At 69.2% G+C, this 21,143-nt stretch carries 19 protein-coding genes and 3 pseudogenes; 8 read left to right on the top strand and 14 right to left on the bottom strand.

Annotation, left to right across the window (positions count from 1 at the left end):
- Positions 1-402 (bottom strand): annotated as a pseudogene (locus H5J26_RS14750) (metallophosphoesterase); the annotation flags it as partial.
- Positions 399-698, bottom strand: coding sequence for an SCO4848 family membrane protein (locus tag H5J26_RS14745; protein ID WP_181766299.1), 300 nt, complete (start codon positions 696-698; stop codon positions 399-401). The pseudogene H5J26_RS14750 and the gene H5J26_RS14745, both read right to left, overlap by 4 nt.
- Positions 699-793: 95 nt before the next feature.
- On the opposite strand from H5J26_RS14745, the gene H5J26_RS14740 reads away from it, so the two are divergent.
- Positions 794-2,221: a D-alanyl-D-alanine carboxypeptidase gene (locus H5J26_RS14740; RefSeq protein WP_181766298.1), complete on the top strand. Its 1,428-nt coding sequence runs from the start codon at positions 794-796 to the stop codon at positions 2,219-2,221.
- A gap of 172 nt (positions 2,222-2,393) precedes the next feature.
- Here H5J26_RS14740 and H5J26_RS14735 read toward each other — a convergent pair.
- The 3 genes and pseudogenes from H5J26_RS14735 to trpS all read right to left on the bottom strand — a co-directional run.
- Positions 2,394-3,170, bottom strand: a pseudogene (locus H5J26_RS14735) (YihY/virulence factor BrkB family protein); the annotation flags it as partial.
- Between the two features lie 69 nt (positions 3,171-3,239).
- Positions 3,240-3,863 (bottom strand): 2'-5' RNA ligase family protein, encoded by a 624-nt coding sequence (locus tag H5J26_RS14730; RefSeq protein WP_181766297.1) that lies wholly within the window; start codon positions 3,861-3,863, stop codon positions 3,240-3,242.
- An 89-nt stretch (positions 3,864-3,952) separates the two neighbouring features.
- Complete coding sequence (trpS, locus tag H5J26_RS14725; protein ID WP_181766296.1) at positions 3,953-4,966, bottom strand: tryptophan--tRNA ligase; 1,014 nt, start codon at positions 4,964-4,966, stop codon at positions 3,953-3,955.
- A 308-nt stretch (positions 4,967-5,274) separates the two neighbouring features.
- Between trpS and rocD the strand changes: the two genes are divergently transcribed.
- On the top strand, positions 5,275-6,489 hold the full coding sequence (rocD, locus tag H5J26_RS14720) for an ornithine--oxo-acid transaminase (protein ID WP_181766295.1): 1,215 nt from the start codon (positions 5,275-5,277) through the stop codon (positions 6,487-6,489).
- A gap of 128 nt (positions 6,490-6,617) precedes the next feature.
- On the opposite strand, the gene H5J26_RS14715 is transcribed toward rocD, so the two are convergent.
- Positions 6,618-7,940, bottom strand: coding sequence for an acyl-CoA thioesterase/bile acid-CoA:amino acid N-acyltransferase family protein (locus tag H5J26_RS14715; RefSeq protein ID WP_309237913.1), 1,323 nt, complete (start codon positions 7,938-7,940; stop codon positions 6,618-6,620).
- Positions 7,941-8,032: 92 nt separating this feature from the next.
- Here H5J26_RS14715 and H5J26_RS14710 point away from each other — a divergent pair, with 92 nt between their 5' ends.
- Positions 8,033-8,947, top strand: a complete 915-nt coding sequence (locus tag H5J26_RS14710; RefSeq protein WP_181766293.1) for a transglutaminase-like domain-containing protein — start codon at positions 8,033-8,035, stop codon at positions 8,945-8,947.
- Positions 8,948-9,001: 54 nt separating this feature from the next.
- Here the strand turns inward: H5J26_RS14710 and H5J26_RS31495 are convergent, their stop codons facing one another.
- A complete protein-coding gene (locus H5J26_RS31495; protein ID WP_181766292.1) occupies positions 9,002-9,241 on the bottom strand; it encodes a hypothetical protein in 240 nt (79 codons plus the stop codon).
- Between the two features lie 81 nt (positions 9,242-9,322).
- Here H5J26_RS31495 and H5J26_RS14700 point away from each other — a divergent pair, with 81 nt between their 5' ends.
- Positions 9,323-10,333, top strand: a complete 1,011-nt coding sequence (locus H5J26_RS14700; protein ID WP_181766291.1) for a GlxA family transcriptional regulator — start codon at positions 9,323-9,325, stop codon at positions 10,331-10,333.
- Between the two features lie 71 nt (positions 10,334-10,404).
- On the opposite strand, the gene H5J26_RS14695 is transcribed toward H5J26_RS14700, so the two are convergent.
- Complete coding sequence (locus H5J26_RS14695; RefSeq protein WP_181766290.1) at positions 10,405-11,388, bottom strand: trypsin-like serine peptidase; 984 nt, start codon at positions 11,386-11,388, stop codon at positions 10,405-10,407.
- 425 nt (positions 11,389-11,813) lie between these two features.
- Positions 11,814-12,800: a trypsin-like serine peptidase gene (locus H5J26_RS14690; protein ID WP_181766289.1), complete on the bottom strand. Its 987-nt coding sequence runs from the start codon at positions 12,798-12,800 to the stop codon at positions 11,814-11,816.
- 276 nt (positions 12,801-13,076) lie between these two features.
- Between H5J26_RS14690 and H5J26_RS14685 the strand changes: the two genes are divergently transcribed.
- Positions 13,077-13,403: a hypothetical protein gene (locus H5J26_RS14685; protein ID WP_181766288.1), complete on the top strand. Its 327-nt coding sequence runs from the start codon at positions 13,077-13,079 to the stop codon at positions 13,401-13,403.
- 122 nt (positions 13,404-13,525) lie between these two features.
- Here H5J26_RS14685 and H5J26_RS14680 read toward each other — a convergent pair whose 3' ends face one another.
- The 5 genes from H5J26_RS14680 to H5J26_RS14660 all read right to left on the bottom strand — a co-directional run bounded on the left by H5J26_RS14680 (position 13,526) and on the right by H5J26_RS14660 (position 17,833).
- Positions 13,526-14,323 (bottom strand): succinate dehydrogenase iron-sulfur subunit, encoded by a 798-nt coding sequence (locus tag H5J26_RS14680; RefSeq protein ID WP_181766287.1) that lies wholly within the window; start codon positions 14,321-14,323, stop codon positions 13,526-13,528.
- Positions 14,323-16,077 carry a succinate dehydrogenase flavoprotein subunit gene (gene sdhA, locus H5J26_RS14675; RefSeq protein WP_181766286.1) on the bottom strand — a complete coding sequence of 585 codons (1,755 nt, stop codon included), beginning with the start codon at positions 16,075-16,077 and terminating at the stop codon, positions 14,323-14,325. The genes H5J26_RS14680 and sdhA overlap by 1 nt, the downstream gene beginning before the upstream one ends.
- 26 nt (positions 16,078-16,103) lie before the next feature.
- A complete protein-coding gene (locus H5J26_RS14670; RefSeq protein ID WP_181766285.1) occupies positions 16,104-16,574 on the bottom strand; it encodes a succinate dehydrogenase hydrophobic membrane anchor subunit in 471 nt (156 codons plus the stop codon).
- A gap of 5 nt (positions 16,575-16,579) precedes the next feature.
- Positions 16,580-16,960: a succinate dehydrogenase, cytochrome b556 subunit gene (gene sdhC, locus H5J26_RS14665; RefSeq protein WP_181766284.1), complete on the bottom strand. Its 381-nt coding sequence runs from the start codon at positions 16,958-16,960 to the stop codon at positions 16,580-16,582.
- A gap of 228 nt (positions 16,961-17,188) precedes the next feature.
- Complete coding sequence (locus tag H5J26_RS14660) at positions 17,189-17,833, bottom strand: 2-oxo-4-hydroxy-4-carboxy-5-ureidoimidazoline decarboxylase (protein ID WP_181766283.1); 645 nt, start codon at positions 17,831-17,833, stop codon at positions 17,189-17,191.
- Between the two features lie 270 nt (positions 17,834-18,103).
- Here H5J26_RS14660 and H5J26_RS14655 point away from each other — a divergent pair, with 270 nt between their 5' ends.
- The 3 genes and pseudogenes from H5J26_RS14655 to H5J26_RS31010 all read left to right on the top strand — a co-directional run.
- Positions 18,104-19,693 (top strand): beta-N-acetylhexosaminidase, encoded by a 1,590-nt coding sequence (locus H5J26_RS14655; RefSeq protein ID WP_181766282.1) that lies wholly within the window; start codon positions 18,104-18,106, stop codon positions 19,691-19,693.
- A 318-nt stretch (positions 19,694-20,011) separates the two neighbouring features.
- Positions 20,012-20,662: an RNA polymerase sigma factor gene (locus tag H5J26_RS14650; RefSeq protein ID WP_181766300.1), complete on the top strand. Its 651-nt coding sequence runs from the start codon at positions 20,012-20,014 to the stop codon at positions 20,660-20,662.
- A 300-nt stretch (positions 20,663-20,962) separates the two neighbouring features.
- Positions 20,963-21,143, top strand: a pseudogene (locus H5J26_RS31010) (hypothetical protein); the annotation flags it as partial.

Genomic DNA, 21,143 nt, shown 5'->3' with positions numbered 1-21,143 from the left:
GGGAGCAGCGGGGTCCGGTCCGGCGGTGTCGGGAACGCCCGCCCCTGGCTCCTCGGTGCAGGGTGCGGCAGCGGCGTCCCTTCGGGCGAGTGCCCGGCGCAGCAGCGGCCTTACGATCTCGCCGGCCGCGAGGGCGAGCAGCAGGTAGAGCAGCAGTGCCAGCCACATGTAGCCGGGCCAGGCGAGCACCTGCTGAAGCGCGAAGGGCACCTCGCTGCGTCCGAGTGTGAAGTTGAGGACCGCCACCACGGGGAGCGCGAAGGCGAGCACCGTGCCCGTGCGGCGCCAGACGCTTCCGCGCGCGGAGACGTCACGCACCAGGCGTCTCCACAGGTACCAGTGGGCGCCCCCCAGAAGGCAGGAGACGACCACCAGGGCGATGAGTACGTAGACCACGGTCATGATCCGGCTCTCTCCTCAGCGGGCGCACTCTTCAGAGCCCTCATCCCGCGTAGACCGATGACACCGATCGCTGTGCCCAGGATGAAGGAGACGACGGCCAGCACCAGGTGCACCCAGAAGTATCCGGTGGGGTCACCCGCATCGTCGAACGCGAGCCCGCTGCCGTCCTTCCACAGGTTCTTGACGAAGGTGATCCAGACGAACCAGGACCAGACTCCGAAGGCCAGAAGGAACCAGGAGACGCGGCGGCTGAGCGTGAGTGGGCGCGGAGACCGCGTCCCGGAGGACTGACGCATGTCTCAAGTATGGCTATCGGGCTAAGGAGGTCGCCGAGAGGGGCTATTTGACGGGTTCCATGGGGGGACTCGCGGTCCACAAGTGTTCGAGGGGCATGTACTTTCGCTCTGTGCCGACTTCCTCGCTTCGCGCCCCGCGCGTGCCCGCTGCCGCAGCTGTACTGTCCCTCGCGCTTCTGGTGCCCGCCTCGCTCACCGGCACCGCGCAAGCGGCGTCGCTCGACAAGGACCCGAAACCTCCCGCGGACATGTCCACGGTCGGCGGGAAGCGACTCGGCTCCCCGGGCCCGCAGATGCGGCCCGCGCAGGGCAAGAAGCCGCCGAAGCTTCCCGAGGGCATCACCTCACGCTCCTGGATCGTCTCCGACGCCGAGTCGGGCGAGGTGCTCGCCGCCAACAACGCGCACTGGAAGCTCCCCCCGGCCAGCACCATGAAGATGCTCTTCGCCGACACCGTGCTGCCGAAGTTCCCCAAGACGGCCACGCACAAGGTGAAGCGGTCGGACATGGAGGGCATGGGCGAGGGCAGCAGCCTGGTGGGTGTGAAGGAGGACGAGACCTACTCCGTGAGCGACCTGTGGCGCGGCGTCTTCCTGCGGTCCGGGAACGACGCGGTGCACGTGCTCGCCGCGATGAACGGCGGCAAGGACAAGACCGTCCGGGAGATGAACGAGAAGGCGAAGAAGCTCCGGGCCGACGACACGAACGTCGTCAGCCCCGACGGCTACGACAAGAAGGGCCAGGTCTCCTCGGCCTACGACCTGACGCTCTTCGCCCGTTCCGGAATGCTCAAGGCCGACTTCCGCGAGTACGCGGCCACCGCCCGCGCGCAGTTCCCCGGTGAGAAGAAGAAGGGGAAGAAGCGCGAGACGTACGAGATCCAGAACACCAACCGGCTGCTGACCGGCGACATCGGCCTCGAGCCGTACCCGGGCATCGCCGGCGTGAAGAACGGCTCGACGACGAACGCCGGAGCCACCTTCACCGGCGTCGCACAGCGAGGCGACCGCGTCCTGCTGGTGACCTGCATGCATCCCGACGACGGCCAGGGCGGACTCGAGGTCTACAAGGAGACCGCGAAGCTCTTCGACTGGGGCTTCAAGGCCGCCGACCAGGTCGAGCCCGTCGGTGAGCTCGTCGCCCCCAGCGGCACCGGCTCCTCGGGCAAGTCCGGTGACAGCGCCGACAAGAAGAAGGGCGCCGGCCAGGCCGGGGGTCTGGCCGACGGGAGCGACGGCCGCGGGGAGGACTCCGGCGGTGTGGGCGTCGCCATCGGCGTCACCGGCGTCTGTCTGGTCGTTCTGGCGGGGCTCGCCTACGCGGTTCACCGCCGCTGGCCGATGCAGGACCTCAGCCGTCTTCGCCGTCTTCCGTTCGGCCAGGGCCCTGACTCCGGTCACGGCCCCGATGCTCAGAGGACTCCCGACGCCGCTTCCGCAGAAGAGAAGAAAACCGACGCCGACGCGAACTCCGGTGACCCTGAGCCGGACGGTGATCCGGTGGCTGCTCGGAAGACCGACTGACACCCTGCTCCGCATCGTCGCCCGGGCCCCGAGCTGCACGTTCCGACTCCACGGGCTCGGGCGTTCCGCTGCCCAGGGCGTCGATCTCCTCGATCGGTTTCTCCGTCCGCTCGGTGGCAGTCCATGAGGCGCACAGGAGCATCAGCTTCGTCATGAAGCTGATCCAGAGCAGCAGCGCGATGGGCGTACCGAAGGCGCCGTAGAGACTCTTGCCGGCGACGCCCTGGAGGTAGCCGCCGAGCAGCAGCTTCAGCACTTCGAAGCCGACGGCGCCCATCGCGCACGCCAGGAGGGTCGCCCGGCGGGGCGGCCGCACACCTGGCAGCACGGTCAGCACGTACCAGAGCATCGCGAAGTCGGCGACGAGAGCCGCCCCGTATCCGGCCGCGGCGAGCAGAGCGGTGCCCACCCCGCCCTCACGCAGCCCGAGTTGCTCCGCGATCCAGCTGACGGCGTTCACGGCGAAGGCGGAGCCGCCGAGGGAGAAGACGCCGACCGCGCCGAGTCCGACGAGCGCGCCGAGGTCCTTGAGCTTGAGGACGATCGGATTTCCCGGGTCCTCCTCCAGGTCCCACACGGAACGCAGGCTCTCGCGCAGCGTGCCCACCCAGTTGACGCCGGTGAAGAGCAGCGCCAGCCCGGCGATCAGGCCGATGGTGCCGGCGTTGTCGGCGAGCGACTGCAGGTTCAACTGCTTGGAGATGCCCGGCACCTGACGGCTGATGGTGTCCTGCAACGTCCGCATGCGTTCCGGTGACAGCAGCGACGCCCCCACGGCGGCGGAGACCGCGAGCATCGGGAAGAGCGAGAGGAAGCTGGTGAAGGTGATGGACGCGGCGAGGCGCGTCCACTTGCGCTCGTCCAGGTGCAGATAGACCCGCCAGGCACGGGTCCGGAAGAACCGCGCGGCCAGGGGCCCGATCACCGGCAGCTTCGTCAGCCACTCCATGATCAGCGGTTACCCCTTGCGCGGACTCTCACCCCGGGGCGCCGGTGCGATCAGGCACCCGGCTGCGGCTCAGCGGAGCGGAGCGAAGGAGTCGGCGCCGTCCTCGCACGAGGGGAAGGGCTGTGCGACCTGCCGGGGAACGGCCGAGAGCGACGAGGAGCCGTCCTCGCCGGAGCCGAAGACGAACTTCCGCTGGAGCCGCCAGACGAGGTCGGAGCCCTGCTCGTACAGGGCGAAGCCGTTCGCCGTCCAGGACGCCTCGAAGTTCGCGAGCTCCTCCTGAGCCCGGTCCATCGACTCCTCGGAGATGCCGTGCGCGACGGTCACATGCGGGTGGTACGGGAAGGACAGCTCGCGCGCCACCGGGCCGCCCGGCGCTCGCACCTGCTCCTGGAGCCAGGAGCACGCCTCCGCGCCCTCGACGAGCTGGACGAAGACCACGGGCGAGAGGGGACGGAAGGTGTCCGTGCCCGAGAGCCGCAGCTCGAAAGCGCGCCCCGCCGCGGCGACGCGGGCCAGGTGCGCCTCGATCTCGGGGCGGTCCGCCGGGTCGGCCTCCGTCGGCGGAAGCAGGGTGATGTGAGTGGGGATCCCGTGGGCAGCCGGGTCGCCGAAGCTCGCACGCCGCTGCTGGAGCAGGCTGCCGTGCGGCTCTGGGACGGCGATCGATACGCCGAGCGTGACGGTCCCCACCTCGTTCTCCCTTCTGCGATTCTGCCGATTCCCGGTCTGTCCGTGGTCGGTGTGGTGGTCGTGCGCCGAAGGCGTCCGCCCCGGCGCGGTCAGTGCTTCGAGGGCAGCAGCCCCACCCTGTCGTAGGCCTGCGCGAGCGTCTCCGCGGCCACGGCGCGTGCCTTCTCGGCGCCCTTCGCCAGAATCGAATCCAGCGTCTCGGGGTCGTCCAGGAAATCCCGCGTACGGTCGCGGAACGGAGCCGCCCATTCACTGACGATCTCGGCGAGATCGGTCTTCAGCGCACCGTAACCCTTGCCCGCGTACTTCTGCTCCAGTTCCGGGATTCCGGTGTTCGTGAGCGTGGCGTGGATCGTGAGGAGGTTGCTGATGCCGGGCTTGTTCTCGGGGTCGAAGACGATCTCGCTGCCGGTGTCGGTCACCGCGCTCTTGATCTTCTTCGCCGAGGCCTTCGGCTCGTCCAGCAGGTCCACGACGCCCTTGGGCGAGGACGCGGACTTGCTCATCTTGGCCGACGGGTCCTGAAGGTCGTAGATCTTCGCCGTCTCGCGCAGGATGTACGGCTCGGGGACGGTGAAGGTGTTGCCGTAGCGGCCGTTGAACCGCTCCGCGATGTTCCGGGTCAGCTCGATGTGCTGGCGCTGGTCCTCGCCGACGGGGACCTGGTTGGCCTGGTACAGCAGGATGTCGGCGACCTGCAGGACCGGGTACGTGAACAGGCCCACCGAGGTGCGGTCGGTGCCCTGCTTCGCGGACTTGTCCTTGAACTGCGTCATCCGGGACGCCTCGCCGAAGCCCGTCATGCACTCCATCAGCCAGCTCAGCTGGGTGTGCTCGGGGACGTGGCTCTGCACGAAGACCGTGCAGCGCTCCGGGTCGAGACCGCTGGCCAGCAGCTGCGCGGCGGCGAGGCGGGTGTTGTCCCGCAGGGCCTTCGGGTCCTGCGGGAGCGTCAGCGCGTGCAGGTCGACGACCATGTAGAACGCGTCGTGAGTCTCCTGCAGGGCGACCCATTGGCGCACGGCGCCGAGGTAGTTGCCGAGGTGGAACGAACCCGATGTGGGCTGGATCCCGGAGAGCACACGCGGACGGTCATTGGCCATGCGCCCATTGTCTCAGGTCCCGGGGGCCGGGCGTGCACGCTTGTGCAGTGAGCTGAGGCACCGTGTCGCCGGGCGTGCGCCGCCTTCCGCTCCCTGCCGCTCCTCGTCCGCTCCTGCGGGCTCCGGGGGGTCGCGCGTACGGTCGCGAGGCGTCCGTGGCCGTCCGGCAAAGGCACTGACCGAAGTGCAAAGTTTCTTCCCGATGCGGTGGGTGGACGATAGAAAGAGGCACCGCTTGCCGTCATCACGGGACAACGTGAGATACGGCGGGAGGTCGCGGGACCATACGAGACGAACGGAGACCCCGGATGTCCACCTCGGAAGGGCTGATCGCCGCCGCCGAAGCGCGCAGCGCCCACAATTACCACCCCCTGCCCGTCGTAGTCGCCTCCGCCGAAGGCGCATGGATGACGGATGCCGACGGGCGCCGCTACCTCGACATGCTCGCGGGCTACTCGGCGCTCAACTTCGGACACCGCAACGAGCGGCTCATCGAAGCCGCCAAGGCCCAGTTGGACCGGGTGACCCTGACCTCCCGCGCCTTCTACCACGACCGGTTCGGCGACTTCTGCGAGCAGCTCGCCGAGCTGTGCGGCATGGAGATGGTCCTGCCCATGAACACCGGCGCCGAGGCGGTGGAGACGGCGGTCAAGACGGCCCGCAAGTGGGGCTACCGCGTCAAGGGCGTGCCCGACGGCCAGGCGAAGATCATCGTCGCGGACAACAACTTCCACGGCCGTACGACCACGATCGTCTCCTTCTCGACCGACGAAGAGGCCCGCGCGGACTTCGGTCCGTACACCCCCGGGTTCGTGGTCGTCCCCTACGGCGACCTCGCCGCGATGGAGGCGGCGCTCGACGAGTACGGCGACGACACGGTCGCGGTGCTGCTGGAGCCGATCCAGGGCGAGGCGGGCGTGCTGGTGCCCCCGCCGGGCTATCTGACCGGTGTGCGCGAGGCGACCCGCGCCCGGAACGTGCTCATGATCGCGGACGAGATCCAGTCCGGCCTGGGGCGTACCGGTGCGACCTTCGCCTGCGAGCACGAGGGCGTGCTTCCCGACATGTACGTGCTGGGCAAGGCGCTCGGCGGAGGTGTCGTGCCCGTCTCGGCCATCGTCTCCTCCCGCGACGTCCTGGGCGTCTTCCGGCCCGGCGAGCACGGCTCCACCTTCGGCGGCAACCCGCTCGCGTGCGCGGTGGCCCTTGAGGTCGTCGCGATGCTGCGCACCGGGGAGTTCCAGCAGCGGGCGAAGGAGCTGGGCGACCACCTGCACCACGAGCTCGGTGTGCTGGTCGGCGGCGGCGCCGTCCGTGAGGTGCGCGGACGCGGCCTGTGGGCGGGCGTGGACATCGACCCGTCGTACGGCACGGGCCGGGAGCTGTCCGAGAAGCTCATGGCGCGAGGGGTCCTGGTCAAGGACACCCACGGCTCGACGATCCGTATCGCGCCGCCGCTGGTGGTGACGAAGGAGGACCTCGACTGGGGCCTCGAGCAGTTCGAAGCGGTGCTCGGCGGCTGACCGTCCGCCTTGCCGGCACCGGGAGAGCGGGACGGCGAAGGCCCGGGGTGCGTGATCCGCGCCCCGGGCCTTCGCGTGGTCCGCGAGTGCCGTCTTCGGGTGGGCCGTACCCCGTGGGCCGGCCCTTCTCAGTCCCCGAGCAGCTTCAGGACCTGCGCCCAGCTGTCCTGACGGGCCGCCTGGTCGGCCTTGGCGGTGTCGACGACGCTGCCGTCCGCACCGCCCTCCTGGCCGGGCTGCCCGTACGGGAACCAGTTCACGTGGTGGCCGGCCTTCGGGTAGGTGACCTGCCGGTGCCGGGAGCCGGATGCGTTCCGCTGGTCCGCGATGCTGCGGGCCGCCTCGGCTGAGCCCCACATCTTGTCGTTGCCGCCCGCCACCGCGAGGACCGTGCCGCGTACCCGGTCCAGCGGGATGGAGGCCGCGGGGACGGGGTTGCCGTTCTCGGCCCAGGCCGCGCGCCCCGAAGAACCCGCCAGATAGGGGCCGTTGACCTTCGCCGAGGGGGCGTAGGCGATGACGTCGCGGAAGACCGCGGGGTGGCGCTGGCCGAGCAGCTGCGCGACCTCGCTGCCACGGGAGTTGGCCATCACGGCCAGCCGCTTCGGGTCGGCGCCGGGCTCGCGGCCGAGAACGCGGGCGGCGTGGGTGAAGTAGCCCAGGTCGATCATGTTGATCGCGTTGGGCCTTCCCGACCCCTTGCCGCAGCGGAAGTAGCACAGGGACAGAGCGGGGTGGCCGCGTGCGGCCAGCAGTGCCGCCGCGTACTCGCCGGAGTTGCCGCCCTCCGAGCCTCCGAAGACCAGGACGGGCGGGCGCTTACGGGCACCTTCCGGGGGCGTGTACATCTCGCCGTCGATCCTGTCCTTTTCGACGGTCAGCTTGCGGTGCCGGACCTTGCTCGTCAGCCAACGGCGTTCGACGGTGCGCTCGGCGAGCTGCTCGCCCTTCTTCTCGACGGTCAACCTCAGGCGGTACGAGCGCTGTTCGGCGGGGGAGGGCGGATGGTAGGAGAACGCGTCGCCGCTGCCGATCATCTTCACGCCGGGACCGCGCTGCGGAAGCATCGCCGACAACAGGCCCGTGCTGTCCGGCTTCGCGTACGGGCGACCGCCCCGGGGCGCCTGCTCGTCGAGGTCGAGGCCGCCCTTCGCGTCCGCGGTGAAGTTGCCCTTGGCGCTCCAGGGTTGGCCGCGCTGGTCCGTGGCGCGGGCGCTGACCGTGACCCGGTCGCGTGCGCCGAGCCCGCCGACGCGTACGTCCACGTCCTGGTCGGCGAGGGCCACAGGCCGGTCGACCTTGATCGCCACCTCACCGCCGCCCGGCTTGTTCGTGCCGCTGCCGGGCTTGCGTGCGTCGTCCGAGCCGCCTTCGCCGTCCGAGCAGGCCGCGGTCACGGCCAGCACGAGGAGTGCGGCGGCTGCCGCTCGTGCTTTCCCTGTATGAGTCACGCGGGGCACCATACGCACCCTCGTGCACCGGCTGCGGAATGGGACGTTCCTCCGGCTGGAAATCCGGACCGAAATGGGCCACCCTGTCGCGCATGCTGCCCGCAGAGCGTGACTTCTATTTAACGCAGAGCGTCCACAGTGATCCCGGTACGTCGGACAAGCTCGCGGAGTTGCCCGACGGCCCCGACGAACTGGCGCTGCTGGTACGGCACTTGCTCATCCACCGCGAGGAGGCGGGCCGTTTCGGGTGTGCGCTGCCCGAATCCCGGTACCGCTCGGAGGCCGAAACCCGGTACATAGATGACATCTTGGAAATCGTCCTGCGGCTCGACGATGCGCCGCTGACCGCTCCACGCCGCCCGCTCGACCGATTCGCGGGCACCTGCCGCGACTTCGCCCTGCTGCACTGCGCACTGCTGCGGCACACCGGCACCCCCGCCCGCGTCCGCTGCGGCTACGCCACCTACTTCGCGCCGGGCTTCCACGACGACCACTGGGTGACCGAATACGTGCACCCGGAGCGCGGCTGGGTCCTCAGCGACCCGCAGTTCGTGCCGGACTCCCGGATCGAGACGGCCTACGAGCTGGACTTCGACCCCGTGGACGTCCCCCGCGACAGCTTCCTCGTCGCCGGCGAGGGCTGGCGCCGGTGCCGTACGGGCGAGGCCGACCCGAAGACGTTCGGCGTCAGCGTCCTGGGTCTGATGGGCATGTGGATGGTGCGCGCCAACGTCGTCCGGGATCTGGCCGCGCTGAACAGGGCCGAGGTGCTGCCCTGGGACGCCTGGGGCGTCGGGGACGGCGGTTCCCGCAGCAGCGAGCCGGGCGAGGCGGAGCTGGCGGTGCTCGACGCCGCTGCGGAGGTCACGACCGAAGCCGACTTCGAACGGGTGCGTGCGATGTACCAGAGCACCCCGAGCCTGCGGGTGCCGGAGACGATCACCTCGTACCAGTCGTACGACGGTGAGTGCGAGGTGCGTCTGCGCTCCGAAGGTCCGGGGGCCTGACGCGGCGTACGGCCGTCACGTCCTGCCGGGTGCCGGTCCCGGACCTGTGGACACTCAGTGCCGCAGGCCGGGGCGGTGCGAAGGGCCGAAGAGGCCCGCCCGGCAGGCCTCCGCCACCTGGGAAGCGGAGGACACCTGCTCGTTCCGCGCGGTTACGCCGCCTTGTTCGCGGGCTTCGGCGCCGGCGCGCAGCTGGCGGTCGATGCCTCGTTCGCGGAGGAGTCCGATGGTCGGGGGGAGGATGACGAAGGCCAGGAGGACGATGCCGATGAGGGTCTCGAATGCGGTGTTCATGCCTCTACGGTGGCGCCTCGGAGCTGCCGATGTCAGTGGCAGTACTGTCGCTGAACCTCGAATTACTGCCATACTCGCCATGTGCTGAAAAATGTAGCCGTCGCCCTCACCCACGGAGTCAACGCGTTCGAGCTCGGCGTGGCAGCAGAGGTGTTCGGGATGGATCGCAGCGGGCAGGGGCTGCCCGTCTACGATTTCGCCCTGGTCGCTGCCGAGCCTCCGCCCATCCGCGCCACTCCAGCGTTCACCATCGGCACCACGCACGGCATCGACCGCCTTGCCGACGCCGACCTGATCGTGGTGCCGGCGGGGGAGAACTACCTGGAGTGTGAGTTCCCCGAGCGCTTGCTGACTGCTCTGCGCGCGGCTGTGGACCGTGGTGCCTGGGTGCTCAGCGTGTGTTCGGGCGCGTTCGTGCTGGGGGCGGCCGGTCTGCTGGACGGGCGTCGCTGCACGACCCATTGGCGCTACACCGAGCGGTTGTCGCAGCGCTATCCCAAGGCGCGGGTCGAGCCGGACGTGCTGTACGTGGAGGACGACTCCGTGATCTCTTCTGCGGGCACCGCCGCCGGCATCGACGCCTGCCTGTACCTGGTGCGCCGGGAGCAGGGCAGCAAGGTGGCGAACGCGATCGCTCGCCGGATGGTCGTCCCACCGCACCGTGAAGGTGGGCAGGCCCAGTACATCGAGCACCCGCTCCCCCCGGAGTGCGGCGACGACGCGATCGGCGTCTCGCTGCACTGGATAGAAGAGCACCTCACCGAGCAGATCACCGTGGAGCAGCTGGCAGGCCGGGCCCACATGGCGCCCCGCACCTACGCGCGCCGCTTCCAGCAGGAGACCGGGACCACGCCGCATCAGTGGATGCTGGGCCAGCGGATTCTCCGCGCCCAGCACCTCCTGGAGGACACGACCTTGACCGTCGACGCCGTCGCCGCCCGCTCCGGTTTCGGTAACGACGCAGCCCTCCGCCACCACTTTCTCCGACGTCTGGGCACCACTCCCAACACCTACCGCCGCACCTTCCGCGGCCCGCAACTCAAGACCGCGGACGAAGCGGGCAGGCCTGATGCGGAACACGAGTTGAGGTGACCGCGAAGCCCCGGGAGTCCGTTCGCCGGCGGACTCCCGGGGCTCCGGGCTGGAGAGCCGTGTGGCCGGGACTAGCTCGACTGCGCCGTCTCGTACAGCGTCTGCGCGTCCTCGCCGAAGTACGGGCCGAACATCGCGTTCGGCATGAAGTTGTACTTGAAGCTGTTCACCGACGACTGCAGGCCGGTTCCTGACGCCTCGTCGAACTCCGTGAACCACGGGCCGCCGCTGGCACCGCCGGTCATGTCACACGAGAGAGCGTGGTCCTTGCTCAGCAGAAAGTCCTGGAAAGCCCTGCCGCTGCAGTAGGTCAGCTCCTCGCCGTCGTACGGATCGGCGGCGGGGAAGCCGAAGGCGTACATGGTGCTGTTGTAGGGGGCGTTGAAGGACAGGCCCTGGCCGCCGACGACGTCGGTGAGCTTCTTGCCGTCCAGCGGCTTCACGACGGCTGCGCCGACGTCGTAGTCCATGTCCTCGCCGGCGTCCCACTGCGGTGTGGTCAGCGTCTTGCCCGCGCTCCACTTGCCGTGCGGGGCCTCGCCGTCGTGATAGCCGGGCACGAACGTCCAGTCGGTGTGCCACTTGCCCTGCATCTTCACGCAGTGCCCGGCTGTCATGACGGTACTGGCGTTGTCGCTGGTGACCGCGTTGCCCGAGCAAGAGGCGTCCTTGCCGCCGTACTTGAAGAAGACCCGGCCCGTGGTCTCGGTGACGTCGCCGCCGCCCGACCACGCACCGCCGCCCTCGGGGGACGCCTTGTCGCCCTCTCCTCCAACGAGGGGCGGAATCCTCAACTCCTCGCCACGGGGCACGGCTTTGCCCGCGTCCTTGACCGCGCCGGAGCCGACGTCCGGCAGATCGAGGGAGGTGGCGCTCCGCATCCGCTCCGCCGTCCAACCGGAGGAACGTTCCTGCAACGTCGTCGGCCCGGCCGAATCGGGAGTGCCGGCACCGGAGTCGGCGCTCGCGGGTGCCGTCTGCAGGACGAGTCCGAGCAAGGTGCCGGTGGCCACCAGCGCTCCGGCGCCTTTGCGTATGTGTCGTGGATATGTCAACGCGTGCTCTCCTTCTGCGGGGCGGGCAGAGTGGTGAGGCAGAAGTACCTGCTTGCTGGGTGTGCGTGGCGATATTGCCCCGAAGACCCCCTTGCCGAAAAGGGGTTGAGCATCCGCTCATGACATTGCGCCCGGGAAGATCCGCGGCGCGTCCCCTTCGCGAGGGCGGCGTCAGAAGTGGCGGGCGATCGGTGCCCGCTCGACCTCCAGGACGGCCCTGGTCACCTCGACGTCCTACGTCCCCCGTCGGCAGCCGCGGCGTCCGGCACGCCCGGATCACCCGGGACGCAGGGCGAGTTCACTCTGTGGCGGCGGCCGCCGGACCCGCACCCCCCGAACCTGCGGGCGCCGGAGACCGGTCGTCTGCTCGGCTGCCCCGCAGGTCGGGAGCGTTGACGGTGCGGTGGTGGCAGGCCAGACCGGTCTTAGCCGGCCTGGGCGCTGTCGTACAGCTTCTGCGCGTCCTCACCGAAATACGGCCCGAACATCGTGTCCGGAAGGAACGTGTAGCCGAAGCTGTTCACCGACGACTGCAGGCCGGTGCCCGTGGCCTCGTCGAACTCCGTGAACCACGGGCCGCCGCTGGAGCCGCCCGTCATGTTGCACGAGAGGCCGTGGTCGCTGGTGAGCAGGAAGTCGCGGAAGGTCGTCCCGCTGCAGTAGATCAGCTTCGCGCCGTCGTACGGGTCGGCGGCGGGGAAGCCGAAGGAGTACATGGTGGTGTCGTAGGGGGCGTTGAAGGACAGGCCCTGGCCGCCGACGACGTCGGTGAGCTTCTTGCCGTCGAGCGGGTTCACGACGGCCGCGCCGACGTCGAAGTTCATGTCCTCGCTGGCCTCCCACTGCGGCGTGGTCAGCGTCTTGGCGGCCGTCCACCTGCCGTGCGGGGCCTCGCCGTCGTGATAGCCGGGCACGAACGCCCAGTCGGTGTGCCAGCTGCCCTGGTACTTCACGCAGTGCCCGGCCGTCATGACCGTGCTGCCGTTGTCGCTGGTGACGGCGTTGCCGGAACAGGAGGCGTCGCGGCCGCCCATCTTGAAGAAGACCCGGCCCGACGTCTGGACGATGTCGCCGCCGCCCGACCAGGGGCCGCCGGCCTCGGGGAGCGCCATGGTGCCGGCGTCCGGCTTGACCGCCGGGACCTTCAACTCCTCGCCGCGGGGCACTGCTTGGCCCGCGCGCTCGACGGCGCGGGAGCCGGCGTCGAGGAGATCAAGAGGTACGGCCTTACGCATCCGCTCTGCGGTCCACGTTTCGGCGGAGTCGTGCTGAGCGGTCTTGGAGACCACGGAACCTGGCGTGGTGCCGCCCGAGTCGGCGCTCGCGGGCGTCGTCTGCAGGGCGAGTCCGAGCAGAGCACCTACGGCGACAAGTGCCCCGGCGCCTCTGCGTATGTGTCGTGTGCGTCTCACGCGTACTCCTTCTGCGGGGGGTGGTGCAGATGAGTGGAGCGGGTGGACGTGCCTGTGTTGCGGTTTGCGCGTCGATAGCGTGCCCCGAAATCGCCCTCGCTGAACGGGAGTCGGGGCATCTGTACGCACAAGTGCGGCCTGTACATGCGAGTGGCGCCCGTTGCGGGACGGTTGCCGGGCAGGGGGCCACAGCCGGGAGCGATGAGTACGGCGTCCCCGATCGGTGAGTACGTGTACGGATTCCTCGCGCGTCCGCCGCGGTGTTCGACTCACCGCATGACGAACAACCGCGCGGGCACCCGCCCTCACTCACCCGCCGACATACGCAGGATGCGCAGGGATTCAGCGACCGCCCTCGTCCTGCTGCCTGTCATGTGCTTTCTGATCCTCATCGTGAGCATCGACGACGCCCTGAGCGGGGAGACGTCGGTTCTCGTCGACGTCAGCGGCTGGATGTTGATCGCCTCCGGGGTGGTCGGCCTCCCGGTGCTGCTCCTTCCGGCACGCGCGGTGAACCCCGCTGTGCGGCAGGTCCTCCTTCGATGCCAGTGCTGGCTGTTGCCCTCGGCGGTGGCCGTGGCGGCAGTGGGCGCGACGGCCTGACCCCCTGTCTCGTCCCGCGCACCCCTGCAGGACCCGTTCGTGCATGAGGAGACTCGGTCAACGAGAAACGGGCCTCCGCTGGGACTTCCGTCACCGGCAGAGACCCGTTCATCGGGTTCCGCTCAGAAGCGGCGCGTGATCAGCGCCCGCTTGACCTCCTGGATGGCCTTGGTCACCTCGATGCCGCGCGGACACGCGTCCGTGCAGTTGAAGGTGGTGCGGCAACGCCACACGCCGTCCTTGTCGTTGAGGATCTCCAGGCGCTGCTCGCCGGCCTCGTCACGGCTGTCGAAGATGAAACGGTGCGCGTTGACGATCGCCGCCGGGCCGAAGTACTGCCCGTCGTTCCAGAACACCGGGCACGAACTCGTGCACGCGGCGCACAGGATGCACTTGGTCGTGTCGTCGAAACGGGCGCGGTCCGCGTCGGACTGGTAGCGCTCGCGCGTGGGCTCGTTGCCCGTCGTGACCAGGAACGGCATCACGTCGCGGTACGCCTGGAAGAACGGCTCCATGTCGACCACGAGGTCCTTGAGGACCGTGAGGCCCTTGATGGCCTCGATGGTGATCGGCTTGGCGCTCCGACCGTCCTTGACGGTGGTTATGTCCTTGATCAGCGTCTTGCACGCGAGCCGGTTGCGGCCGTTGATCCGCATCGCGTCCGAGCCGCAGATGCCGTGGGCGCAGGAACGCCGGAAGGTCAGCGTCCCGTCCAGCTCCCACTTGATCTTGTGGAGCGCGTCCAGGACACGGTCCTTGGGGTCGATCTCGAGGGTGAAGTCCTCCCACACCGCGTCGGCCGACAACTCGGGGTTGAAGCGGCGGATCCGGAAGGTCACGGTGATCAGGTGCGGGGCCTTGGATCCCGCGGACGCCTCGGCTCCGGAATCGCCGGACTTCTCCATGACTGCGGTGCTCATCAGTACTTACGCTCCATCGGCTGGTAGCGGGTCTGCACGACCGGCTTGTAGTCCAGCCGGATCGACTCGGTGCCGTCGTCGCCCACCTCGCGGTACGCCATGGTGTGACGCATGAAGTTGACGTCGTCGCGGTTCGGGTAGTCCTCGCGGTAGTGACCGCCGCGGGACTCCTTGCGGGCCAGCGCGGAGACCGCCGTGACCTCGGCCAGATCCAGCAGGTTCCCCAGCTCGATGGCCTCCAGCAGGTCGGTGTTGAACCGCTTGCCCTTGTCCTGGACGCTGATCGCGCGGTAGCGCTTGCGCAGCTCGCCGATCTCCTCGACGGCTTCCTTCAGCGTCTGCTCCGTACGGAAGACCATGACGTTCTTGTCCATGCACTCCTGGAGCGCCCTGCGGATCTCCACGACCCGCTCGTTGCCGGTCGCGTCCCGCAGGTTCTCGACCTCGCCCTCGACGAAGGCGGCCGGGTTCTCCGGCAGTTCGACGAAGTCGGAGGTGGACGCGTAGTCGGCGGCCGCGATTCCGGCACGCCGTCCGAAGACGTTGATGTCCAGCAGCGAGTTGGTGCCCAGCCGGTTGGCGCCGTGCACGGAGACGCAGGCGACCTCGCCGGCCGCGTACAGGCCCGGGACCGGTGTGTCGTTGTCCGAGAGCACCTGGCCCTGCACGTTGGTCGGCATGCCGCCCATCGCGTAGTGCGCGGTCGGCTGGATCGGCACCGGGTCCGTGTAGGGCTCGATGCCCAGGTACGTACGGGCGAACTCGGTGATGTCCGGCAGCTTCGCGTCCAGCTGCTCCGGCGGCAGGTGCGTCAGGTCGAGGAAGACGTGGTCCTTGTCGGCGCCGCAGCCACGCCCCTCGCGGATCTCGGTGTAGATCGCGCGGGAGACGACGTCACGGGAGGCGAGGTCCTTCATCACCGGCGCGTACTTCTCCATGAAGCGCTCGCCGTCCTTGTTGCGCAGGATGCCGCCCTCACCGCGCGCGCCCTCCGTGAGCAGGATGCCCATCTTCCAGATGCCCGTCGGGTGGAACTGGAAGAACTCCATGTCCTCCAGCGGCAGTCCGCGCCGGAAGGCGGCGGCCTGCCCGTCACCGGTGAGCGTGTGCGCGTTGGAGGAGACCTTGAAGAACTTGCCGTTGCCGCCCGAGGCGAAGACGACGGCCTTCGCCTGGAAGACGTGGATCTCGCCGGTGGCCAGCTCGTACGCGACGACGCCCGCGGTCTTGCGGATGCCGTCGGTCTCGTTCATGAGCAGGTCCAGGACGTAGAACTCGTTGTAGAACTCCACGCCCTCCTTCACGCAGTTCTGGTACAGCGTCTGAAGGATCATGTGGCCGGTGCGGTCCGCCGCGTAGCACGAGCGGCGCACCGGCGCCTCGCCGTGGTTGCGGCTGTGGCCGCCGAACCGGCGCTGGTCGATGGTGCCGTTCGGCGTCCGGTTGAACGGCAGCCCCATCCTCTCCAGGTCCAGGACGGAGTCGATGGCCTCCTTCGCGAGGATCTCGGCGGCGTCCTGGTCGACCAGGTAGTCGCCGCCCTTGATCGTGTCGAAGGTGTGCCACTCCCAGTTGTCCTCCTCGACGTTGGCGAGGGCGGCAGCCATGCCGCCCTGGGCCGCGCCGGTGTGGGAACGCGTGGGGTAGAGCTTCGTCAGCACCGCGGTGCGGCTGCGCTTCGTCGACTCGATGGCCGCGCGCATGCCGGCGCCGCCGGCGCCGACGATCACGGTGTCGTACTTGTGGATCTTCATTGGGTTACCTCAGCCCCGTACGTACGTCAGCGAATGTTCGGGTCGAAGGTGAAGATCACCAGCGTGCCCAGCAGGACGGTGAACACCGTGGCGGTGTACAGCAGCATCTTCAGCCAGAGGCGGGTGCCGTCCCGCTCGGCGTAGTCGTTGATGACCGTGCGCAGGCCGTTCGCCCCGTGCAGCATCGCGAGCCACAGCATCAGCAGGTCCCAGACCTGCCAGAAGGGGGACGCCCAGCGCCCGGCGACGAAGGCGAAGCCGATCTTGCTCACGCCGCCGTCCAGCACGAGCTGGATCAGCAGGTGGCCCAGGACCAGGACGACGAGCACGATTCCGGACAGGCGCATGAACAGCCAGCCGTACAGCTCGAAGTTGGTGCGGGTCGACTTCGGGGTCCTCGCCGTGCGCGCACGCGGGGCGGTGATCAGCGGAGCGGGGTTGTCCACGTCGTAGCGGCGGGCATCGTCGGTGCCGGCCTCTGTGGTCTCGGTCGACATCTTCATCAGCTCCCGAACAGCGAACGCAGGGTGTGCTGCAGGACGGGGTAGAAGGCACCGGCCATGAGGACGCCCCAGATGCCCATCACTGTCCACAGCATCTGCTTCTGGTACTTCGCGCCCTTCGACCAGAAGTCCACGGCGACGACCCGCAGGCCGTTGAGCGCGTGGAAGAGGACGGCCGCGACGAGGCCGTACTCCATGAGGTTGACGAGCGGTGTCTTGTAGATCGCCACCGTCTCGTCGTACGTCTCGGGTGAGACACGCACGAGCGCGGTGTCGAGGACGTGCACGAACAGGAAGAAGAAGATGAGGACACCGGTGACTCGATGAGCCACCCAGGACCACATACCTTCCCGGCCGCGGTACAGCGTTCCAGCCGGCACGGAAAAAACCCTCCGGGAGCAAATGTCAGAGCCTGCCGCCAGCTTCGACTCCGGAAAGTGCAGCGGTGTCGGCCGGGCTCGGCCGGGTATGGGCCACCGGCCTGGGCCATCGTAGCGACGCTTTGTCGGTACAACCGTCCCGGGAGGGGCGGGTGTGATCAATCAGGCATCGGCGAACGCCTGGTGCGGAAGGCGGGCAAGCAGCCGCCGGCAGGCCCGCCGCCTGCCTCAGCCGGGCGCCCCGCGGCTGTCCGAGCGCCCCGCGACCATCCTGATGAGCCTGCCGCGGGCGAGGCGGCGCAGCTCCTCCGCGGCCACCACGCGCTCCTCCTCCGGGTCGTTCCCGAGCCGGGAGCGCACCGAGTCGAGCTCGTGGTCGAGCCATTCGGCGGGGTCGACCGAGTCGAGGCAGATCAGGAAGGGGTAACCGAAGCGCGCGTTGTACGCGGCGTGCGCGGCTCGCAGGGCCGTGTACGCCGCGAGGGTCCCGCGCTGCCCCACCTCCGGCGCCGGGCCGCGTCCGGGGGAGAGCATCTGCGAGGACTCCGCCTCCAGCGCCTCGGTCAGATCCTGGGACGTCATGTCGAAGCTCGCCTCGTCCAACGCGGCCTCCAGCGCGCCCATGTTGGGGTACGGACGGCAGGCCGCGATCCGGACGGCCAGGCGGCGGCTGCTGCAGCAGTGCATCAGCAGGGCCGAGGCCTCCAGGGCGGGGGCGGCGTTGAAGCGGGAGAGGGGCATGGGGAGCGGGCGGGGCAGTGGAGTCGACAGCTGTGCGGGCAGCGAGGCCGTCTCGTCCGGAACGACATCCTTCAGGCCGGCGGCGGGCTCGGCCGCGGCCCTCTCGTCGCTCTGCGGACTTGGCAGCGGCATGGGCTCCCCGGGCGGTAGACGTACGGCTGGAGGGGACGAATCCGGGGCAACCTGGCAGGGACCATGGAAGACCGGTTCATCCCGCGACCCCCCAACACCCGTTGTGTGATGCCGGATAGAGCGATGCAGGAAGGGCCGCGGCCACGGTAACGACGCAGAGCGCGATCGATACGACGAGTTTGTGAATTTCACCCGGACGGGAACGATCCGGTTCGCATGACCGACGGGTTCGATTCGAAAATGGACAATAAGGGGCAATAGAGTATCTATATGGGACCTAAGTGGCCAAAGAAACTGGTGGGTTCGACGACGGCTCTTGTGACGGGGGCGGTGACTGTTCTCACCCTCAGCGCCTGTTCGACCGAGGAGGCGGGCGGCGGCTCCGGGAGTCAGAGCGGCTCATCCGCGGTCCCGACGCCGACGACACCGGCGCGAACCGGCCCCGCACCGGCGGCGATCCCGAGCGTGAGGGACTGGCAGCCCGTACGCGGACCGGGCTGGGAGCCGTCGAAGTACACCCGCGTCGTCGCAGACCCCGACGGTCCCCTGGCCGACGAGGCGAAGCTGCTCGCCCGGGAGCTGAAGGTCCCCTTCGCCGGGGGAGCGGCTCACACCGCCGACGTCGAACTGGCCCTGGACGACGCCTCGAAGGAGGGGCGTGAGGGGTACGAACTGCGCAGCCGCAACGGGCAGGTGAAGATCTCCGGTTCGGCGGACGCCGGTGTCTTCTACGGGACGCGCACGCTGCTCCAGTCGGTCCGGGCCCGCGGGGGCGTCGCCGACGGCGTCGTACGCGACGAGCCCGACCGCCCGCAGCGCGGTCTCATGCTCGACGTCGCGCGCAAGCACTTCAGTGCCTCGTGGATCGAGGAGCGCATCCGTGAGATGGGCGACCTGAAGCTCAACCAGCTCCAGTTGCACATCTCCGACGACCAGGCCTTCCGTGTCGAGAGCACCTCGCACCCCGAGATCGTCTCCAAGCCGCGGCTGACCAAGAAGCAGATGCGGAGCATCGTCGAACTCGCCGAGTCCCGGCACATCACCGTCATTCCCGAGATCGACTCACCGGGCCACCTCGGCGCCGTCCTCAAGGCCCATCCGGAACTGCAGTTGAAGGACGAGTCGGGCACACCGACCGAGGGCGCCATCGACATCTCCAACCCGGACGCGGCGAAGATCATCGACGATCTGCTGCGCGAGTACGCCGACCTGTTCCCCGGCAAGTACTGGCATCTGGGCGGCGACGAGTATCTGGCCCTGGCCAAGCGCGACCCGGACGCGTCCTATCCGCAGCTGGCGAAGAAGGCCCGCGAGGAGGACGGCCGAGACGCGGGCGTGCAGGACCTGGCCACGTCCTGGCTCAACGACCGGGCCGAGGTCGTGCGCGAGGAGGGCAAGACGCCGCAGGTCTGGAACGACGGCGTCCACGAGGACGGCGCCGTGCGCCCGCACCGGGACCGGCAGATCGCGTACTGGACCGGCAGGGAGGCCGGCGAGCGGAACCCCGTGGAGTTCCTGAAGGAGGGCTGGAAGTTGATCAACCTCAACGACGAGTACCTCTACTACGTTCTCGGGCAGCCGAACAACTTCACATATCCGACAGGGCGTCGCATTTACGAGCAATGGACCCCGGCGGTGCTGCGCGGGACGAAGCCGGTGCCGAAATCGTTGTCAGGGCCGAAACACATCCCGGGCGGTCGGTTCGCGGTGTGGTGCGACCAGGCCGGCGCGCAGACGCCGGAGCAGGTCGCGACGGGGATCCGGATGCCGTTGCGGGCGACCTCGCAGAAGCTCTGGAACCCGGAAAAACCGGCTCTGAGCTGGGAAGACTTCAAGAAGCTGGGCGCCGGCGTGGGCTGAGAACATGCGAAGGCGACCGGGGTCGCCACCCCCCACAGGAGAGACCCCGATCGCCCTCGAGAACGGGCGCACCACGCCAGGGGCAGGCCCGTACTCCTATCAGCGTTCCCGATCCGCATTCTGTTACGTGGTCAACTTACGTGGACGATGACGCACACTTGGCCTTAGCGTGCTCTCGCATCGATGCTGGTTGATGCGTACGGAAAACGCAGGCGCCGGCGCAGAGCCGATGCAGACACAGCGAGACGACAGACAGGCGCCCGACCAGGGGCGTGACCAGATCCGTTGGGACATCGCGGAGTGGGGCGAGAGACGGCCGTGCAGGGGGACGACGCGGAGTTGACCGCCGCGGTACGCGCGGCACAGGGCGGGGACGAAGTCGCCTTCCGCACTGTGTACCGGGCTGTGCACCCGCGGCTGCTCGGCTATGTCCGCACGCTGGTGAGCGAACCCGATGCCGAGGACGTCGCCTCGGAGGCGTGGCTCCAGATAGCCCGCGACCTCGGACGGTTCAGCGGAGACGCCGACCGGTTCCGGGGATGGGCGGCCCGCATCGCCCGCAACCGCGCGCTCGACCACCTGCGGTCGAGGGGCCGGCGGCCCGCGATAGGCGGGGACGAGAGCGACCTGGCGGTTCTTCCGGCAGGGGCCAACACCGCCGACGAGGCGATGGAAGCGCTCGGTACGGGGCGCACGATGGCGATGATTTCGAGACTCCCCCAGGACCAGGCCGAAGCCGTGGTGCTGAGGGTGGTCGTGGGGCTGGACGCCAAGAGCGCCGCCGAGGTTCTGGGGAAGCGGCCCGGCGCAGTCCGGACCGCGGCGCATCGGGGGTTGCGCAAGCTCGCTGAGCTGCTGGACGAATCTTCTGAAGGAATGGCAGAACCGGAGCAGGGTCGTGGAGCGTCCCAGTGGGACGGGGGCCGTGGTGTGACGCATAAGGCCACGCGAACGCTGAGGGAAACGTGATGGCGGACGACGACCGGTACCGGTGGCTCGACGAAGAAGCTGCGGAGCGCTTGCTCCGTGGCTCGTCGCTCAATGCGCGTAGCACGCTGCGCGCAGGCCGTCCCGACGAGCATCACTACAACGTTGGATCAGCCCCGGCGGGCGCCTCCGGGCCCTCGGGCGGCACGACGCCGTCCTGGGCTCACCCCGGCGTGTCAGGTCAGGCCCAGCACCTCGCTCCCGCCGAGCGGCTCGCAGCCGCACTCGACGCGCTCGTGGCCCCCAGGGCCTGCGCGGTCCAGGCGTGCGCCGAGCGCGTCCATGGAATTCCCCGGAGAGGCGGCGGCGCTCGAGGCGTTCCGCGCGGCCCGATCCGGACTGCTGCACAGCGGGACGGTCGACATCACGGCAGGTCCCACGGAGGCCGGAACAGTCGTCGGAAGGCGGGCCGCCTTCCGTGAGGGCCGCGGGCGGTCAGGAGACCGCCGGCCCGGTGCCGCAC

Origin of the sequence: Streptomyces albidus (ex Kaewkla and Franco 2022) (assembly GCF_013870515.1) — a bacterium.
Taxonomy (GTDB): Bacteria; Actinomycetota; Actinomycetes; order Streptomycetales; family Streptomycetaceae; genus Streptomyces; species Streptomyces albidus.
Note: the sequence above shows the minus strand (reverse complement) of the source record. Positions and strands in the feature narration are given on the sequence as shown.

What these genes read in the sequence shown, in the direction of transcription:
- H5J26_RS14745 (WP_181766299.1), bottom strand. Translation starts at nt 698, where the DNA reads ATGCGTCAGTCCTCCGGGACGCGGTCTCCGCGCCCACTCACGCTCAGC.
- H5J26_RS14740 (WP_181766298.1), top strand. Translation starts at nt 794, where the DNA reads ATGTACTTTCGCTCTGTGCCGACTTCCTCGCTTCGCGCCCCGCGCGTG.
- trpS (WP_181766296.1), bottom strand. Translation starts at nt 4,966, where the DNA reads ATGGCCAATGACCGTCCGCGTGTGCTCTCCGGGATCCAGCCCACATCG.
- rocD (WP_181766295.1), top strand. Translation starts at nt 5,275, where the DNA reads ATGTCCACCTCGGAAGGGCTGATCGCCGCCGCCGAAGCGCGCAGCGCC.
- H5J26_RS14710 (WP_181766293.1), top strand. Translation starts at nt 8,033, where the DNA reads ATGCTGCCCGCAGAGCGTGACTTCTATTTAACGCAGAGCGTCCACAGT.
- H5J26_RS31495 (WP_181766292.1), bottom strand. Translation starts at nt 9,241, where the DNA reads ATGAACACCGCATTCGAGACCCTCATCGGCATCGTCCTCCTGGCCTTC.
- H5J26_RS14685 (WP_181766288.1), top strand. Translation starts at nt 13,077, where the DNA reads ATGACGAACAACCGCGCGGGCACCCGCCCTCACTCACCCGCCGACATA.
- H5J26_RS14680 (WP_181766287.1), bottom strand. Translation starts at nt 14,323, where the DNA reads ATGAGCACCGCAGTCATGGAGAAGTCCGGCGATTCCGGAGCCGAGGCG.
- sdhA (WP_181766286.1), bottom strand. Translation starts at nt 16,077, where the DNA reads ATGAAGATCCACAAGTACGACACCGTGATCGTCGGCGCCGGCGGCGCC.
- H5J26_RS14670 (WP_181766285.1), bottom strand. Translation starts at nt 16,574, where the DNA reads ATGTCGACCGAGACCACAGAGGCCGGCACCGACGATGCCCGCCGCTAC.
- H5J26_RS14660 (WP_181766283.1), bottom strand. Translation starts at nt 17,833, where the DNA reads ATGCCGCTGCCAAGTCCGCAGAGCGACGAGAGGGCCGCGGCCGAGCCC.
- H5J26_RS14655 (WP_181766282.1), top strand. Translation starts at nt 18,104, where the DNA reads ATGGGACCTAAGTGGCCAAAGAAACTGGTGGGTTCGACGACGGCTCTT.